Annotated in this window: 22 protein-coding genes; 14 read left to right on the top strand and 8 right to left on the bottom strand. The window is 42.8% G+C overall.

What is annotated here, in order from left to right; all coding sequences use genetic code 11:
* Positions 1-180 precede the first annotated feature (180 nt).
* The 3 genes from QNH15_RS19115 to QNH15_RS19105 are packed head-to-tail and all read right to left on the bottom strand — an operon-like array spanning position 181 to position 1,826.
* Positions 181-522, bottom strand: coding sequence for a YrdB family protein (locus QNH15_RS19115; protein WP_283889736.1), 342 nt, complete (start codon positions 520-522; stop codon positions 181-183).
* A gap of 9 nt (positions 523-531) precedes the next feature.
* Positions 532-1,194, bottom strand: a complete 663-nt coding sequence (locus tag QNH15_RS19110) for an MBL fold metallo-hydrolase (RefSeq protein WP_283889735.1) — start codon at positions 1,192-1,194, stop codon at positions 532-534.
* Positions 1,191-1,826: a TetR/AcrR family transcriptional regulator gene (locus QNH15_RS19105; RefSeq protein WP_283889734.1), complete on the bottom strand. Its 636-nt coding sequence runs from the start codon at positions 1,824-1,826 to the stop codon at positions 1,191-1,193. The genes QNH15_RS19110 and QNH15_RS19105 overlap by 4 nt, the downstream gene beginning before the upstream one ends.
* Before the next feature lie 207 nt (positions 1,827-2,033).
* Between QNH15_RS19105 and QNH15_RS19100 the strand changes: the two genes are divergently transcribed.
* A complete protein-coding gene (locus tag QNH15_RS19100; RefSeq protein ID WP_283889733.1) occupies positions 2,034-3,350 on the top strand; it encodes a Na+/H+ antiporter family protein in 1,317 nt (438 codons plus the stop codon).
* A 50-nt stretch (positions 3,351-3,400) separates the two neighbouring features.
* Here the strand turns inward: QNH15_RS19100 and QNH15_RS19095 are convergent, their stop codons facing one another.
* Entirely contained in the window at positions 3,401-3,994 is a 594-nt protein-coding gene (locus tag QNH15_RS19095) for a biotin transporter BioY (RefSeq protein WP_283889732.1), read from the bottom strand.
* A 116-nt stretch (positions 3,995-4,110) separates the two neighbouring features.
* On the opposite strand from QNH15_RS19095, the gene QNH15_RS19090 reads away from it, so the two are divergent.
* Together QNH15_RS19090 and QNH15_RS19085 are read left to right on the top strand one after the other, a co-directional pair.
* Positions 4,111-4,707: a sulfite oxidase-like oxidoreductase gene (locus QNH15_RS19090; protein WP_283889731.1), complete on the top strand. Its 597-nt coding sequence runs from the start codon at positions 4,111-4,113 to the stop codon at positions 4,705-4,707.
* A gap of 93 nt (positions 4,708-4,800) precedes the next feature.
* Positions 4,801-4,944, top strand: coding sequence for a Spo0E family sporulation regulatory protein-aspartic acid phosphatase (locus QNH15_RS19085; RefSeq protein ID WP_283889730.1), 144 nt, complete (start codon positions 4,801-4,803; stop codon positions 4,942-4,944).
* A gap of 51 nt (positions 4,945-4,995) precedes the next feature.
* Here QNH15_RS19085 and QNH15_RS19080 read toward each other — a convergent pair whose 3' ends face one another.
* Positions 4,996-6,327, bottom strand: a complete 1,332-nt coding sequence (locus tag QNH15_RS19080; protein WP_283889729.1) for a serine hydrolase domain-containing protein — start codon at positions 6,325-6,327, stop codon at positions 4,996-4,998.
* Between the two features lie 276 nt (positions 6,328-6,603).
* On the opposite strand from QNH15_RS19080, the gene QNH15_RS19075 reads away from it, so the two are divergent.
* Both QNH15_RS19075 and QNH15_RS19070 read left to right on the top strand, forming a co-directional pair.
* Entirely contained in the window at positions 6,604-6,756 is a 153-nt protein-coding gene (locus QNH15_RS19075) for a hypothetical protein (RefSeq protein ID WP_283889728.1), read from the top strand.
* 90 nt (positions 6,757-6,846) lie between these two features.
* Positions 6,847-6,999 carry a hypothetical protein gene (locus tag QNH15_RS19070; RefSeq protein WP_283889727.1) on the top strand — a complete coding sequence of 51 codons (153 nt, stop codon included), beginning with the start codon at positions 6,847-6,849 and terminating at the stop codon, positions 6,997-6,999.
* Positions 7,000-7,045: 46 nt separating this feature from the next.
* On the opposite strand, the gene QNH15_RS19065 is transcribed toward QNH15_RS19070, so the two are convergent.
* Positions 7,046-8,209 carry a CapA family protein gene (locus tag QNH15_RS19065; protein ID WP_283889726.1) on the bottom strand — a complete coding sequence of 388 codons (1,164 nt, stop codon included), beginning with the start codon at positions 8,207-8,209 and terminating at the stop codon, positions 7,046-7,048.
* Positions 8,210-8,483: 274 nt separating this feature from the next.
* Here QNH15_RS19065 and QNH15_RS19060 point away from each other — a divergent pair, with 274 nt between their 5' ends.
* From QNH15_RS19060 to QNH15_RS19040, 5 genes are all read left to right on the top strand, one after another.
* Positions 8,484-9,089: a SipW-dependent-type signal peptide-containing protein gene (locus QNH15_RS19060; RefSeq protein ID WP_283889725.1), complete on the top strand. Its 606-nt coding sequence runs from the start codon at positions 8,484-8,486 to the stop codon at positions 9,087-9,089.
* 40 nt (positions 9,090-9,129) lie between these two features.
* Entirely contained in the window at positions 9,130-9,687 is a 558-nt protein-coding gene (sipW, locus tag QNH15_RS19055) for a signal peptidase I SipW (protein ID WP_283889724.1), read from the top strand.
* A 99-nt stretch (positions 9,688-9,786) separates the two neighbouring features.
* The gene (locus QNH15_RS19050) at positions 9,787-10,371 is read left to right on the top strand and encodes a CalY family protein (RefSeq protein WP_283889723.1); all 585 of its coding nucleotides are present in this window, start codon (positions 9,787-9,789) and stop codon (positions 10,369-10,371) included.
* Positions 10,372-10,470: 99 nt separating this feature from the next.
* Positions 10,471-10,812 (top strand): helix-turn-helix domain-containing protein, encoded by a 342-nt coding sequence (locus QNH15_RS19045; RefSeq protein WP_283889722.1) that lies wholly within the window; start codon positions 10,471-10,473, stop codon positions 10,810-10,812.
* The gene (locus tag QNH15_RS19040) at positions 10,799-11,038 is read left to right on the top strand and encodes a hypothetical protein (protein ID WP_061972287.1); all 240 of its coding nucleotides are present in this window, start codon (positions 10,799-10,801) and stop codon (positions 11,036-11,038) included. Before QNH15_RS19045 ends, QNH15_RS19040 begins: the two co-directional genes overlap by 14 nt.
* A 26-nt stretch (positions 11,039-11,064) precedes the next feature.
* Here the strand turns inward: QNH15_RS19040 and QNH15_RS19035 are convergent, their stop codons facing one another.
* Together QNH15_RS19035 and QNH15_RS19030 are read right to left on the bottom strand one after the other, a co-directional pair.
* On the bottom strand, positions 11,065-11,391 hold the full coding sequence (locus QNH15_RS19035; protein WP_061972288.1) for a helix-turn-helix domain-containing protein: 327 nt from the start codon (positions 11,389-11,391) through the stop codon (positions 11,065-11,067).
* Positions 11,392-11,471: 80 nt separating this feature from the next.
* Positions 11,472-11,624 carry an anti-repressor SinI family protein gene (locus tag QNH15_RS19030; protein WP_283889721.1) on the bottom strand — a complete coding sequence of 51 codons (153 nt, stop codon included), beginning with the start codon at positions 11,622-11,624 and terminating at the stop codon, positions 11,472-11,474.
* 288 nt (positions 11,625-11,912) lie between these two features.
* Here QNH15_RS19030 and kynU point away from each other — a divergent pair, with 288 nt between their 5' ends.
* The 4 genes from kynU (at position 11,913) to QNH15_RS19010 (ending at position 15,454) form a co-directional block, all read left to right on the top strand.
* Positions 11,913-13,178 carry a kynureninase gene (kynU, locus tag QNH15_RS19025; protein WP_283889720.1) on the top strand — a complete coding sequence of 422 codons (1,266 nt, stop codon included), beginning with the start codon at positions 11,913-11,915 and terminating at the stop codon, positions 13,176-13,178.
* Positions 13,178-13,798, top strand: coding sequence for an arylformamidase (gene kynB / locus QNH15_RS19020; RefSeq protein ID WP_283889719.1), 621 nt, complete (start codon positions 13,178-13,180; stop codon positions 13,796-13,798). The genes kynU and kynB overlap by 1 nt, the downstream gene beginning before the upstream one ends.
* A 219-nt stretch (positions 13,799-14,017) precedes the next feature.
* Positions 14,018-14,305, top strand: a complete 288-nt coding sequence (locus QNH15_RS19015; protein WP_283889718.1) for a hypothetical protein — start codon at positions 14,018-14,020, stop codon at positions 14,303-14,305.
* 12 nt (positions 14,306-14,317) lie between these two features.
* Positions 14,318-15,454, top strand: coding sequence for a conserved virulence factor C family protein (locus tag QNH15_RS19010; protein WP_283889717.1), 1,137 nt, complete (start codon positions 14,318-14,320; stop codon positions 15,452-15,454).
* Positions 15,455-15,468: the final 14 nt, after the last annotated feature.

Genomic DNA, 15,468 nt, shown 5'->3' with positions numbered 1-15,468 from the left:
GCCAGTACATCTTCAATTCTCGTCAGTAAATCTTCCAAACTGGACAGTAAATTCTTGAAACCGGGTTGTAACCAGTTTCTTCAGGGAAAACAGATGGCTTTGCTCAACGCTTTTCGAGGAGTGAGCGGGTGCTTTCAATAGAAAAAAGAAAAACCAGCCGTATTTGGCTGGTTTTTTTCGCTAAAATTTTAAAAAACGAATGAGTAACAGCACTATACTTGATAGGATGATAAATATCCATGAAATTAAGGGGAAGCCAGTGCTATAAAGTGCTACAGCAGCGGCGGCAAATACAATAAGCTGAAGAGCTGTCCTCCAAAGAGGAGGCAGCAGTAAAGCGGCTTTAGGAGAAAGAAAGGTTCCCCATATGAATGCAACAAAAAGCGGGGCAGCGAGACATAAAATATATTTTTCAAATCCGCTTGTTAGCTGATAACCCCAGAATCCAAACACCCCGAGTGCGAATAATTCAGACATAAACATCACAGCGAGCAAAACCGGTTTAGCGATGGCCAACATCATTCGCCGCCTTTAATTACTTTTTCGATAGTCTTCTATTTGCTCTCCTGGATTAAGCACACAATTGCCGTGGCATACCTCCAGTCGTTTTGGATTCAGCTGGCTGACAATTTCGGCGCTTTGGAGTGCTTCTTCCATGTTGGCCGTAAACATTGGCATAGGTTTTTTTAGCGTTCCATTCTTGGATGTGAACAAATCTCCGGCCAGTAAAACCTGATCTTTTTCATGATAATAGACCACATGACCAGGAGAGTGTCCTGGAGTGAGATACGGCTTTAGTCCGCCAATCGGGGATAATTGATTCTGATTGCTGGATGGCAATGGCTGTGTCAGGCCGGGTACAACGGTTACCGTTGCTTTTTTGCGTCGCGGATAGGCGAGCTTTCCTTCCAGATAGGGTATCTCAATCGAATGGGCATACACGGGGATCGAGGATGTTTGTCTAACTTTGTTGATGGCACCGGTATGATCTGAATGGCCGTGTGTAAGCACAATCCGTGCTAAGGAGCCCGCATTCAAATCCTGGACCGTTTTTAGGATACCCTTTGCCATTAAAGGAATCCCTGCATCAACGAGAGTAATTCCTCTCTCGTCCTTAACCACCCAAATATGAACAGGAATAAGCATCCACGTCTTTAAACTCCAGATATGCTCAGAAATTTGTTCAACTTTCATCCTTTTTTTCCTCCTTGTTTCTTGATTTCCCTAAGTCCCAGAAGCATGGCCTCCACACTCAAATCAAATGTTGATGAAAGGCGTTCTGTCAGATCTTCCGCCGGTTCCTTATTATCGATATAGGTACTAATAACACCATGCAGGTTATAAAAAAGAACGCGGGCAAAGGCAAGCGATTGCTTTGAATCGGAAAGCGCAAGAGCATTCTCCAATGTCTGCATTAAAAGTTGGAAAATTTCAATTCTCACGTTATTGATCTGCAGTTTTGGGTCTTCTTCATCCACTCTCGAGGCCCTTGCTGTCATAAAGGTCGAGTACATGCTTTTATGCCGAAGACAAAATGTAATAAAGGAGCAACACATTCTTTTTAATTTTGTCCAATCATCCATTTCATTTGACTGGATGATGTTTTTCATCTGCCGGGATAACAGTTGTAAAAGCGGCATGGCCAAATGATGCAGCAGGGATTCTTTATCTTTGTAATAAAGGTAGATGGCCGTGTGTGAGCATCCTGCTTCTTTGGCAATTTGCCGTATAGTGACACTTTCATATCCGTATGTCATAAAAAGTTTCTTGGCTGCGTTTAGAATATTTTTCTTTGTTTCTTCTGATTGTTCCTGCTTAGACTTCACATTGAACACGCTCCTAACCAATGGTTACTAACCACTGGTTATAATGTAATCCCTTTTCATCCTTTAAGTCAACATGTTTGCGTTCGACAAACTTCTACTTGTTTACATTGACAGCCTCTGCTGTTCATGTTAATTTGTTATAGGTTTAATACATTAGTAATTTAGTGAGATAAAGTACAGCTTTGTTGAACATCAGGGGGAAGAAGAGTGAATTCTGTAGTTATTGCAGTAGCCATCATGCTGCTGTTGAGTATATTTCGCATTCATGTTGTTTTATCTTTGATTATTGGGTCATTGGCCGGAGGGCTGATCGGTGGTCTTGGGCTGGAAAAGACCATCAGTGTCTTCAGCGATGGTCTCGGATCAAACGCGGTTGTGGCTTTGAGCTATGCGATGCTGGGAAGTTTTGCGGTGGGACTCTCAAAAACCGGACTGCCGGACGTTATGGTAAAAGCCGCGTTGAAGCTGGTAACAAAAAAGGGTGAAAACCGGAGGGCATCCCTTTCAAAAGCTCTCGTAATCATCATTATCTTAATGCTGTCCTGTTTTTCACAAAATGTAATCCCGGTCCATATTGCGATCATTCCTATTTTTATCCCGCCGCTTATTAAGATTTTGAATGAGCTCAAGGTAGACAGAAGATTGGTAGCAACGGTCATTACCTTTGGGTTAATCACCCCGTACATGTGGTTCCCGGTTGGATTTGGAAGCATTTTTCATGAGGTTTTACAAACAAATATGAAAGACAGTGGACTCAATGTGAATTTGGATCTGATCCCGCAAGTGATGTCCATTCCTTCTCTCGGGATGATTGTCGGACTCCTTACCGCCATATTTATTACTTACCGGAAACCCAGGGATTACATGGTGACAGAAGGGGCAGTCGTGACAGAGGATCATCCGTATACGACTCGTTCCTTGTTGGTTGCTGGGCTTTCCATCATCGCTACGCTGGCGGTTCAATTGTTGACAGATTCCATGATTTTTGGGGCGCTCAGCGGAGTGATCATTCTTTACTTCAGCGGAAGCTTCAAGGTGAAAAGCTCTGATCTTCTGCTAACAGAAGGCATGAAAATGATGTCATTTATCGGTTTTGTCATGCTTGCTGCTGCAGGTTTTGCCGAAGTAATGAGAAAAACAGGGGATGTCGAAACGCTGGTGAAACAAAGTGCTTCATTCATCGGCAATAACCAGGCGCTTGGTGCCATATTAATGCTGGTTATCGGGCTTTTGGTAACAATGGGAATCGGTTCTTCTTTCTCTACCATTCCAATCATTACGACCATTTTTGTTCCTTTATGTATGGAGCTTGGATTCAGTGTCGCAGCGACTACGGCTCTTATCGGTACAGCCGCCGCGCTGGGAGATGCAGGATCACCCGCGTCTGACAGTACGCTCGGGCCAACATCCGGTCTGAATGTGGACGGACAGCATAACCATATTTGGGATACATGTATTCCAACCTTCCTCCACTACAATATTCCGTTAATTGCCTTTGGATTTATCGCGGCAATGGTGTTATAGCATAGAAAAAGAGGTAAACCCTAATTACAAGGGATTTACCTCTTTTTTTGTTAAGCCGCGTTGTGATTGAAGCGGTTTTTGCGATTTTTCGAGACAGCTTTATAGATTCGTGGTGATATAAAGGCTGTAACTGCCGTCAGAAGGATATCCTTCGGAAGAAAAATCAGCATCCCCTTCCATGTTCCAAGGTACGTTACTCCTTCGATGGCTGCCCAATTGGTGAGTGCCACATAAAGGAGGGTTGTTCCAACCGCATAGTTTACAATCAAGCCGATAAATGAGGCAGCAAGGAAAACCGGAAAGCCGGGCTTCTTTGCTTTTTCAAGTACTATGCCTGCAGCATAAGCAGCGACAATATATGATAAAATAAAGCCGAATGATGGACTGAAAACGGTGGATATGCCGCCTGAAAACTTGGCAAACACAGGAGCACCCGCGAGTCCGACCAGCATGTAGACAATCATTGAAACGGCACCCAAACGGCTGCCGAGGAGAAGCCCTGCCAGGATACAAAAGAAGGTTTGCAGCGTAATCGGCACCGATCCGAAAGCTAGTGCTGGAATCCATGATGTAATGTTTGCACCCACGGCCATTAATGCCGCAAACATGGCTGCAAGGGTTAAATCGCTCGCTTTAAATTTCATAATGTTCACCCCAAAAGTAAATAATTAATCTATCCTGATGGTAATTGAAGGGCATATCTATTGTCAACTTAAATTTTATGAAAGGTTAACAAGTAAAAATTGAGGGAGGAACGAGCATGTTTTTTGGAAAACCCAAAGTTAAAAAAGAGAATGACCGGGTACCGCCAAATCAAAATGTCACAACGAAATGGCCGGTGCTTCACGTTGGAAATGTTCCCTACTACCCGGACCTGACAGACTGGGATTTAAAAGTCTATGGAATGGTGGAGAAACCAACGACTTTTACATACGATGAACTTCTTGCCTTGCCAAGAGCCACTGCACAGAATGATATCCATTGTGTGACCGGCTGGTCAAAGCTTGATAATGTTTGGGAAGGTGTAGCAGTAAAGGATATAGTTAAAGATGTAGGAATCCATCCATCTGCTAAATACGTTTTATTGCATGCGGAAGAGGGTTGGACGACGAATCTCCCACTCGAAGATTTCTTAAAGGAAAGCAGTCTCCTCGCCCATACACATAATGGCGAATCCCTTTCACCCGAACACGGCTATCCTCTGCGGGTAGTTGTTCCACATTTGTATTTTTGGAAAAGTGCCAAATGGCTCCGTGGAATTGAGTTTCTGCCACTGGAAACCCCGGGCTTCTGGGAGAAAAATGGATATCATATGTATGGAGATCCATGGAAAGAAGAACGCTTTAGCTGGGACTAGATGGTGAATATTTTGAAAAACTTGAAAATCTACACAAGGAACCGATAAATAAAACAAAGGTGCCCAAGGGCTTAAGAAAGGAAAGAAGTCCCTGTGGATCAATATCTTCAAACCATTTGCGAACTGATGGACAAGCTCAAGGAACGATTCTATGCCTTTTGTGAAACAGATGCCGATTATTCGGATCCAGTCATTGTTAAAATCAGCCAGGAGCTGGATGAGCTGATGATGTTGTAGCAGCATTATATGAAGCTAAGCTGGTCCTATTAAAGAAGAAGCAGCAAAGAATTATGGCTGCTTCTTTTTGCATTCCTCTGCTCTTGTTAAGGTCTTTATTGTTCCATCTGAATCATGATGGTGAATGAATAGCTTATTTTCCTCCTTAATGATTTGTATGCTCTCAGGGGTGTTGCTTGAAATCATTAGAACTGATGAAGAAGAGGATGAAATTTGTTTTACCGGTAGAGTGTAAACTGCTCCATATCGTTTAGGGAGAGTCATAAAGTACGTGCTGCCTTCACTGTACAGTGTTATGAGGGCTTCACCATCTTCGGAATAATAGGTTCCCTGAAAATCAAAAGGTAACGAAGCGTATAATGGTTCTTCCATTATCCAAGGAGTGGTGTCTACTCTTTCGTTGCACAGGATCGCAGCCAGGTCCCGATTTATTCTCGTAACCGGTGTTATATTGAAATTACTTAACACGATGACGGTTACTTCTCCGTCCAGGCTTCTCAGCATCTCACTGCAAAAGCCATTGACATCCCCAAAGTGGCAGACCACTTCTCTTTCTGAAAGTTTGTCAAAACCCCAACCATATCCGTATTTCCCTTTATAGGGGGTACACATCTTTTTCAGGGAACGTTCGGTAAGCATCCTTCCGGAAAACAGAGCTTCAGTCCAAGTAAACAAGTCTTTTACGGTGGAGTACATACCATAAGCACCCAATGGAAAACTCATGTCGATATATTCACTATATATTATCATTTTATCGATGGAATACCCGGTGGCCAGATTTTTCACAATGGTCCTTCCATCTAAAACACCAGAATCATGCAGACCGAGTGGCTTCAACCATTCTTTTTGGATAAATGAAGAATAAGATTGACCGCTCACCGTTTCTATTACAGCTGTGAGTATGATGTAGTTTGAATTGCTATAGCTATATTGCCTGCCAGGTTCAAAGTGAAGCGGCTGATTGACAATCCGTTCAATCAACTGGGAAACGGTCGCAGGAAGCCTCATGGTTTTTTCCCAATAGTCCGGTTGAGCTGCGAAGTCGGGAATTCCGGAAGTATTGGAAAGAAGGTGGTGAAGGGTCACGTTTATTAGAGAGGAACAGCCGGGCAGATGCCATTCTACCGAATCTTCCATATTTAACAGACCCAGTTCTTCAAGTCTGAGAATAGCAGCAGCCGTAAAAGATTTCGTCAGCGAACCGATGGGAAAGCGCGTGCTGGGCGAGTTGGGAACCTCAAAGGCCCGGTTGGCGGTCGCGTACCCTTTAGAGAGCAGAACTTCTCCTTGATATGCCGCAAGAACACAGCCGTTAAAGTGGTCGAAGTTGTCGAGGTTCTTCATGTACTGGGTTAGGTATGATATTATTTCGGATTTATTCATATGTTCCTCCTATATAAAAAATCTTAATTCGATACTTCCTGGTTCGCCTCCTTTTTTCCGACCTAAAAATATCAAACAAAAACCTAAAAACTTCCCACTTGTTTTAAGAGCAATAAATCTTTTATAATTCATTTTAAGAAAACGCTTTCAAAATCTGGTGAAAAAATGAAAATTAAGTAAAAAGAAAGAAGGGTTTTTATCAGAAATATCAAACAATAGTAAAGAATAAACAGTCTTCTTTTTAGAATATACTAGGACATGAAGGAGGCGGGTTCCATGGATTTTGTGAATAATGAAGAAAACCGCACGAACGATCATCTTAATGCCCAGTCAGAGTACTGCATGGTATGCAACAATGAGCTTTCGAGCTGGGAAGAAAAAGAAATATCCATTTGCGACCATTGTGTCAGTAAAGCCATTGGCGATTAGCATTCCAAACCGGAATGCTTTTTCTTTAGGAATCAGATAGACACTTTTTTCACACACTATAAACAAGATCAATGAGGAGGAAATGAAATCATGGCTAAACGAAAACAGTCCAAGGATGCTGCAGCAAAGAATAATCACACCCCGACCGAAAGTATGACCGACATCGAATTCTCTGATGACAAATTTGTGGATGAACTGCCAACACGTGATACCCAAAGCCCGAAATCAAAAGGTGAGGCATAAAAAGGAGGCCCGGCACATGAGTCGGGACCTCCTTTTTTAATAAGTATTAAAGCGAAAATTGCAGTTCGGGTACATATTGGTTCATATGTTTTTTGATTTCTTTGTATTTCTGTTGCTGTGAAGGAACTTGCTCCATCGGATGTACATGCCAGGAACGGTCAACCCAGGTCGGCAAAAAGGATGGCTTCTCCAACGTAATCTTTTCCTTTTTCCCTGTTACTGTCTTTTTTACATGAATTTCCATCATGCCTCCGATATTTTTATAGGGACCGGTTTGTCCCGAAAAGAAGTTGCCAAGAGAATAAGCGACAAAGGCGCGCTCTCCGTTCTTTTTCTTGATCCAGGCGACAGGCTGCAGGACATGAGGGTGATGGCCGATGATAATATCCGCCCCCGCATTGGCAGCCATACGGCTTAGCTTCTTTTGTTCCTCATTGGGCATCCGTTCGTATTCATTGCCAAAATGCAGACTCAGCACCACGACATCGGAGATTTTTTCCGCCTGTTGGATTCCTTCTTTTATTTTAGTCTCATCAATCAAATTGACAAGATAGGGTTTATCCTTGGGAACTGGAATTCCATTTGTGCCGAATGTGAAGCTCAAGAATGAAAACGTAATGTCATTACGCTTTAAGGTTCGAATGGTTTTTTGATCCTCTGCGGATTTAAACGCTCCGGTATAAGGCATGTTAATTTTGTTCCAGTGCTCAATCGCACTGAGGATGGCTTTTTCACCACGGTCAAGTGTGTGGTTGTTTGCCAAGGTCACCAAATCCACGCCATTTTCCTTCAACGCATCTCCTACTTCCTGTGGCGAATTAAAGGAAGGATAAGAAGATAACCCTATTTTTTCCCCGCCAATCATTGTTTCCTGATTAGCCACGGTAATGTAGGGTTTTTCCAAATAAGGCTTAACCTCTTTTAGCATCGGATTAAAGTCATACGAGCCGTCCTTTGTTTTAGCTTTATTGTAGACCCGGTCGTGAATCAGGATATCACCGACTGCTCCGAGGGTGGCCTCATGAGTAATCGTTTTTGGTTTTTCTGGCCGTGTGGGCGCCTCCTGTTTGTTGGTGTTTGTTTTCTGGCCGCTAGTTTGTTCTTTTTCATTTACTGAAGGCGCTTCCGTTTTATTGGCATAGAACGGTAAAAAAATCGCCAACAAAATGATCACGACAATTCCTGCATAAATCGCTGTTTTTTTCATCATATAATGTCCCCCTACCTACATAGTAGGGGATTTTGCTTGAATTTCAAGAAAAATTTAACGGGTTGTTCTATAAAATGAACAAAGTTCGTTATGGATATTACGAAAAATTGCGATAAATCGCGATAAATAGAGAAAAATGGAAATTATGTCTGTTAAAAAGAACGAAAAACCCTAAATTAACGTTTTATTCTCTCAATTAAACATGCCATACTATGGAAGAAATTGTTCTTATTAAAGAACGGATAAGTTAAACTTTTTGTTTTTAAGGAGGAAGATGAACATCAAACGTTCTCCATACCGCAGTTGGATTTTGCGGTTGACAATAAAACTGTCAATCATTTGTTATAGTATCGTTTTCGCTTTTATACATTTATATTCGCCGACGAACGCTTCCTTCAGTGATACGGAAGTAGTTACTGGAACAATCACAGCAAAAGCGATGGATTCTTCCGACTGTATAACAGAGAAAGATCAGCAGAAATCTTCACCTCAAAGCAGCAAAAAAGCTGCCTGTGACAAAGCAGGTGAAACAGCTGACAAGAAAGAGAACGGTAAAGACAAAAAACAGGAAGAGAAAAGCAAGGCAGAAAAACCAGCAGAAAATAAGGATCAGACTGACAAAAAGCAACCGGACAAACCGGTAGCCCCAACACAGAAGCAGCAGGAAACCACAACCGAAACAAAGCCACCTTCCGAAACCAATCCGGAAACAAACTCAGAAAAAACATCAGAAAAAACACCAGAAGATCAGCCGGATAAAAAAACAGACGAAACGACTGATGATGCCGATTCCAGCCAATCTGTGCAGACTAAAGAGCAAAAGCAGGAAGAAGGGAAGCAAGACCAAACAACAGGGAATGAGGAGACGGAAGAACAGTAACAACCCGCCTTTATTCCTTTACTAAGGAGTGGTGCAGCTTATGGCAGCCCTAAGAAAATGGATCAGTAATCTGATTACAGGTGTCCTTTTAATTACCTTGCTATTTATGTTGTTCGTCGTTATTTCATCAAGAGCTTCAGGTGGAGAACCCGCCTTCAACGGGTATCAGCTGAAAACTGTCTTATCCGGTTCCATGGAGCCTGGTATTCAAACCGGTTCAATCATTGCAGTAAAGCCTGGTGGAGACATGACCCGTTTTCAAAAAGGGGATGTGATCACCTTTAAGGCTTCTGAAAATAAATTGATTACTCACCGTATTTATAAGGTGGAGGGCAATGGTGACAACGTCAGATATGTCACCAAGGGGGACAATAATAACGCGCCGGATCCAGAACCGGTTCTGTCAGCCAATGTTGTCGCCCAGTATAACGGCTTTACCATCCCTTATATCGGGTATGGAATGGAATTTGCTCAATCCAAAAAAGGAACCATGTTACTTATGATTATCCCAGGAATTCTACTGCTCATTTACTCTGCCATCACGATTTGGAAAGCCATTCGGGAAGTCGAAATGTCAAAAAAAGAAAGTACTCTCTAATGTGAAACACGGACCGATTGTTCACTGCACTGTTTATCTTTGCAGGTTCAATATAAAAAATGTCATATTCCCATTTACATGGGAGAGGGAGGATTAGACATGAGTTTGAAAAAGAAATTAGGACTGGGTGTAGCATCAGCAGCATTGGGGCTGTCTTTAATCGGTGGAGGTACATATGCATATTTCAGTGATTCTGCAGAGGCTTCCAGCACATTTGCAGCAGGTACACTGGATATCAATACAGATCCATCAACCATTGTTGACCTTTCAAATCTGAAGCCGGGAGATTATATCCTTCGTTCATTCGACCTTAAGAATGATGGAACTCTTGATGTCAAAAAAATTCTTTTGAACACAGACTACACGGTAACGGATGCTAAAGGAGATAACGCGGGAGAAGATTTTGGACAACACATCCAAGTTGATTTCCTCTACAACTCTGACAAAGACAATGATGTGATCTACAGCACAACGTTGGCTGACCTTAAGAAGCAAAAGAATCCTGATGCGGTTGCCAAAGGATGGATGGGCGAGAAAAAAGGCCTAAAAGCAGGGGATAGCGATGAAATGCTTGTCATGTTCACATTTGTTGATAATGGCCAGGACCAAAACAAATTCCAGGGAGACTCTTTATCTTTGAAATGGACATTCAATGCACAACAAGGTGCTGGAGAAGCGAAGTAAGGATTGAGGCAAAGGTGGGAATTTATTCTCACCTTTCCTTTTTACAACCAGAGAGAAGGCTAGCAGCTTTTTAGAGTTTCAGTAAAGGAAGTCAAAGACTTGGAAAATTTCATCGGAAAACAAATCAAACGCATGCGGCAAAAAAAGGGATGGAGCATCACCAAATTAGCAGAACGCTCCGGCGTATCCAAAGGGTATGTCAGCAGTATTGAAAACCATAAAACAAATCCATCTGCGCAAATGATTATGAAGGTTGCCAGAGCCTTGGAGGTACCGGTGGAAAAATTAGTGAATAATAATGAATATACCCTTGATCATGGTTGGGTAGAACTGATCGTGCAAGCGAAGGAAATTGGGATTGACCGTGAGGAAATCAGAGAGTTTTTGGCTTATGAAAGCTGGAAAATCAAAAATAAGGGAATGTCAGATGATTCGGTTTGAAAATGGAATCTACCGGAGTGTGCTACAGGGAAATACGGTAGAGATTGTTTACAAAGGGGCAAACGTTTGTGAAATTTACCTCAATAACGTTTATGAAGGAATAGCCCCCTTTGATTATGTCAGGCAGAAACTCTATCAACAAGAGAAAAAAAGACGGCTGGCAGCCGCTTATTATAAACACTATGAATATAAAGAATTTGTACCCATTATTGATGTATCTATTTAAACAAGCCGACATGTACAAATGTCGGCTTAACTTTGCTTATTTCTCCATTTATTGAACTCAAGGAACTCTTTAAACTGATCCTTGCTGACTCCTGAATCCATGGCTTCCTTTACAAGCTCCGCCCATTCATAATCAAGTTCATTCTCATTCACTTCTGATTTTTCATTCAAAAGCTTCTCTACTGGAATATCAAGTACTGCTGATAATTTTTCCAACAATTGCACAGATGGATTGGTTTGGATATTTCGTTCCAGAGAGCTGAGATAGGACTTGGCGATACCTGCTCGTTCCGCTAACGCTGATAAAGAAAGGCCTTTCTCTTTTCGATACTTTTTTACAAGTTCACCAATCACTATTATCCCTCTTTTTTACTACGAATTTGATTATATTATACAATTAAGGTCAGCATCATGTAAATAGAAGGAAAGCGGCATCACAAGGATGTCGCTTTTATGTAAGGTTTTGCAGGAGGAGTAATATAGGTCTTTCGTAGGTATAAACGAACTTCTTCAATACTTAGTCCCATTTTTTTAGCTTGCAGAATTAAATGAATCCACTCTTGGTCCAAGTGTTCTTTGCTTGTCATTATAAATTCCTCCTCTTTCTGCTTTCTCCATTTAAATCAGTACCAGCGTTCTCAATGGTAAACAAAACCCTCATTTTTCAGCAGTCAAACAAGTTGTGCTTATTATACATTTTTCTCCAAATAGTAGTTCGTTTTTCATAGTTTTTATTATAAATGGGATTCCTCCGAAATTATGTCGTAATTTGACTGTTACATAATTGTAATATTTGAAAAGAAAACGGTTTCATTGAGAGAAAGCGCTTAATTGTTTAAGATAGAAGGAGAAATGAAAAAAGGGGCACATAAACAATGAAACAAGCATATTGGACTGAAATGGACGGAAAAGATGGGCTCAAGCACTTTAAAGAAGAATTTTATGTAAAAAAAGGTGTCTTGTATATGGACGGCAACTCATTAGGCCTTTTGTCGAAAAATGCCGAGAAGACGCTTGCAGAGGTTTTAAATGACTGGAAAGAATATGGTATTGATGGCTGGATGGCAGGTACACACCCCTGGTTTACGCTTAGCGAAAAACTTGGAGGAAAAATGGCTCCGCTTATTGGTGCCCATAACGACGAGGTAATCGTCACTGGTTCAACGACCGGAAACCTTCATCAGCTTGTATCTACCTTTTTTCAACCTGCTGGCACCAAAACCAAAATTTTGGCCGATGAACTGACGTTTCCATCGGACATTTATGCGCTAAAAAGCCAGCTCCAGCTAAAAAGTTTAACCCCCGCTGATCATCTGTTATCCGTAAAAAGCCAGGATGGCAGAATGATAGAGGAAGAGGATATCATTTCCTCGATGACAGAGGAGGTAGCCCTCATTGTGCTTCCTTCTGTTCTCTACCGTAGCGGACAACTGCTTGATATCCAGCGGCTGACAGCAGAAGCACACAAAAGGGGAATCCTGATCGGTTTTGATTTATGTCATTCCATTGGAGCAGTTCCTCATGAATTGTCCAATTGGGAGGTGGACTTCGCTTTTTGGTGCAATTACAAATATTTGAACGGAGGGCCGGGCAGTGTTGCCGGACTCTATGTAAACCGCAAACATTTTAAAACAGCACCCGGTCTTGCCGGCTGGTTTGGTTCAAACAAAGAAAAGCAGTTTGATATGTCTCATGAATTTGTTCCGTCAGATACGGCGGGCGCTTTCCAAATGGGGACTCCTCATGTATTAAGTACTGCACCGCTCATCGGGTCGCTCGAACTTTTTGCAGAAGCAGGAATGGGCCGGTTAAGGGAGAAATCGCTTCAGCTTACCCGCTACATGATGGAATTGATTGAATCGGAGCTATCTTCCTTTGGTTTTCACATTGGCAATCCAAGAGAAGATGAACGCCGCGGAGGACATGTATGCCTTGAGCACCCTGAAGCAGCAAGAATCTGCAAAGCATTAAAAGAAAATCAAGTTGTACCTGATTTCCGGGCGCCGAACGTCATCCGGCTGGCTCCCGTTCCACTTTATACTTCATTCCAAGATGTGCATGATACAATTGTACGGTTGAAGAAAATCATGAGTGAAAAGCAGTATGAGAAATTCCCTAATGTTAGAGAGGTGATTGCATAATGGGAAAACTGATCGATGTTTCCATGCCGCTAAGTTCAACCGTTCCCATCTGGCCTGGTGATACACTATTTGCCTATGAATTGACATGGACGAAAGAAGAATCAGGTTCTGTAAATGTTGGCCAAATTACGATGAGCACCCATACAGGCACCCATATTGATGCTCCCTTTCACTTTGACAGCCAAGGAGAACGGGTGTTGGAATTAGATCTTGATTTGTACGCCGGAACAGCGCTGGTTGTTGATGTCAGGGAGAGAGACTGTGTAAGGCCGGAAGATTTGGAAAGCGAACGACTTGACGGTATTCAGAGGGTCCTGCTTAAAACCGGTTCATGGAAGGATCGAAGCGTGTTTCCGGCAAGCATCACCTGTCTTCATGAATCCCTTGCACCTTATTTATTTGATAAGGGAGTCCGTCTGATTGGTGTAGATGTGCCTTCCGTGGATCCCCTTGACAGCAAAGAGCTTCCCGCTCACCATGCTCTTCATGGTAAAGGAATTCATATCCTTGAAGGACTTGTGCTTGACGATATCGAGCCGGGAGAATACCATCTCATGGCATTGCCTCTTCCCTTAAAAGAAGGCGACGGCAGCCCGGTTCGTGCGGTATTAAGCCGATAGATCATCCTGGACACTGGTGCACGATGCGCCGGTGTCTTTTTCTTCTTAAAAGGAGCTTCGTCTGATGGGCTCAGCGCACGCTGCGAAGTCCCTGTAAAAGCGAGCAAACTGGAACGGCAATCAACACTTTCAAGACCAGCAAGCAACCCGCCACCTTTGTTTCCTGAACATGGATTGTTTATAATAAGAGAGAAGCTTAATGTCATACGGGGGAACATTATGTACAAGTATGGATTTCAAAATTACTTCGAAGCGAATTTTACTGCATTTTATCCTGAAGTTGTGAAAAGCGGACACTGGATCAATGTGTATTTGACCTTCGAATTTTCAAAAGACACGATGCTGCCGGCTGATCTGACCGACCCGAGCGCATTGGTTGTGTTTGATCTGGAAGGCGAGGTACAGGATTTTATTGTCCATGATGAAGGGGTAGACAGTGAGTATAAATTCACGGATACCGAAAAGAAGAAATTGCTGGATTTTATTACCCAACAGAACTTGATTTGAAGGAGTGAAAGCATGAAGATTAAAGGCATTGAACCAACGCCAAGTCCAAACTCCATGAAAATAAATATGGATGAAAGCCTGCCGGGAAACGAAAGGTACAACTATACAAAGGATAACCTGGAGGGCGCACCTGATTACATTAAAGAAATCTTTCAGGTAGAAGGGGTTAAAAGTGTCTATCATGTGGCAGACTTTATCGCACTCGACCGCCATCCGCGTGCCGATTGGGAGGATGTACTTGCAGGCGTACGGGAAGTATTTGGAGATTCAGAACCAACACTTGAACAGGATAGCACTGAAGAGAAAAAGGACGATGAGTATCTCGAAATTACCGTGTTGATTCAAATGTTCAGAGGACTGCCGATGCAGGTGAAATTAAAAACAGACAAGGAAGAGCGCCGTGCGGGTTTGCCTGACCGGTTCATGAAGGCGGCTCTCGAAGCACAAAAAGCATCGGATAACCTCGTTATGGAGCGAAAGTGGGAAGAACAAGGTGTCCGTTATGGAACCTTTGAGCAAATCGGTCAGGAAGTCGTCGATGAAATCTCGGCTGCTTATGATGAAGAACGGGTACACAAGCTTGTGGAGCAGGCGTTTGTCAGCGAGGAAGGGAAAAAAGCGCCAGAGGAAACCGTAACTTCCACTGAAGTAGCTGAAAAAATGAGAGATGAAGACTGGCAAACACGGTATGCAGCCTTAGAACGCATGAATCCAACAGTAGACGATATTATGGTGCTGAAACAGGCGCTGAAGGATCCAAAGCCTTCCATACGCCGGCTGGCCGTCGTATATCTTGGCATGATTGAAGACGAAGCGGTTCTTCCGCTGTTATATGCAGGATTAAAAGATAAGAATGTAGCAGTAAGACGAACAGCTGGGGACTGTCTGTCAGACCTGGGAAATCCAAAAGCGATTCCTGCCATGTGTGAAGCATTGGAGGATAAAAATAAACTGGTTCGATGGCGGGCGGCACGATTCCTGTTTGAAGCAGGAGATGAAACCGCCGTTCCGTCTCTAAAAGCGGCAGAAGACGATCCCGAATTTGAAGTTCGGCTGCAGGCGAAAATTGCGCTCGAGCGAATTCAAAGCGGAGAAGAGGCGGCCGGTTCTGTCTGGCAGCAGATGATGAGAAGCAGAGAAAATCAATAAATGTCAAAGAAGCG

This window comes from Fictibacillus enclensis (genome assembly GCF_030123385.1).
GTDB classification, from domain to species: domain Bacteria; phylum Bacillota; class Bacilli; order Bacillales; family Fictibacillaceae; genus Fictibacillus_C; species Fictibacillus_C enclensis.
Note: the sequence above shows the minus strand (reverse complement) of the source record. Positions and strands in the feature narration are given on the sequence as shown.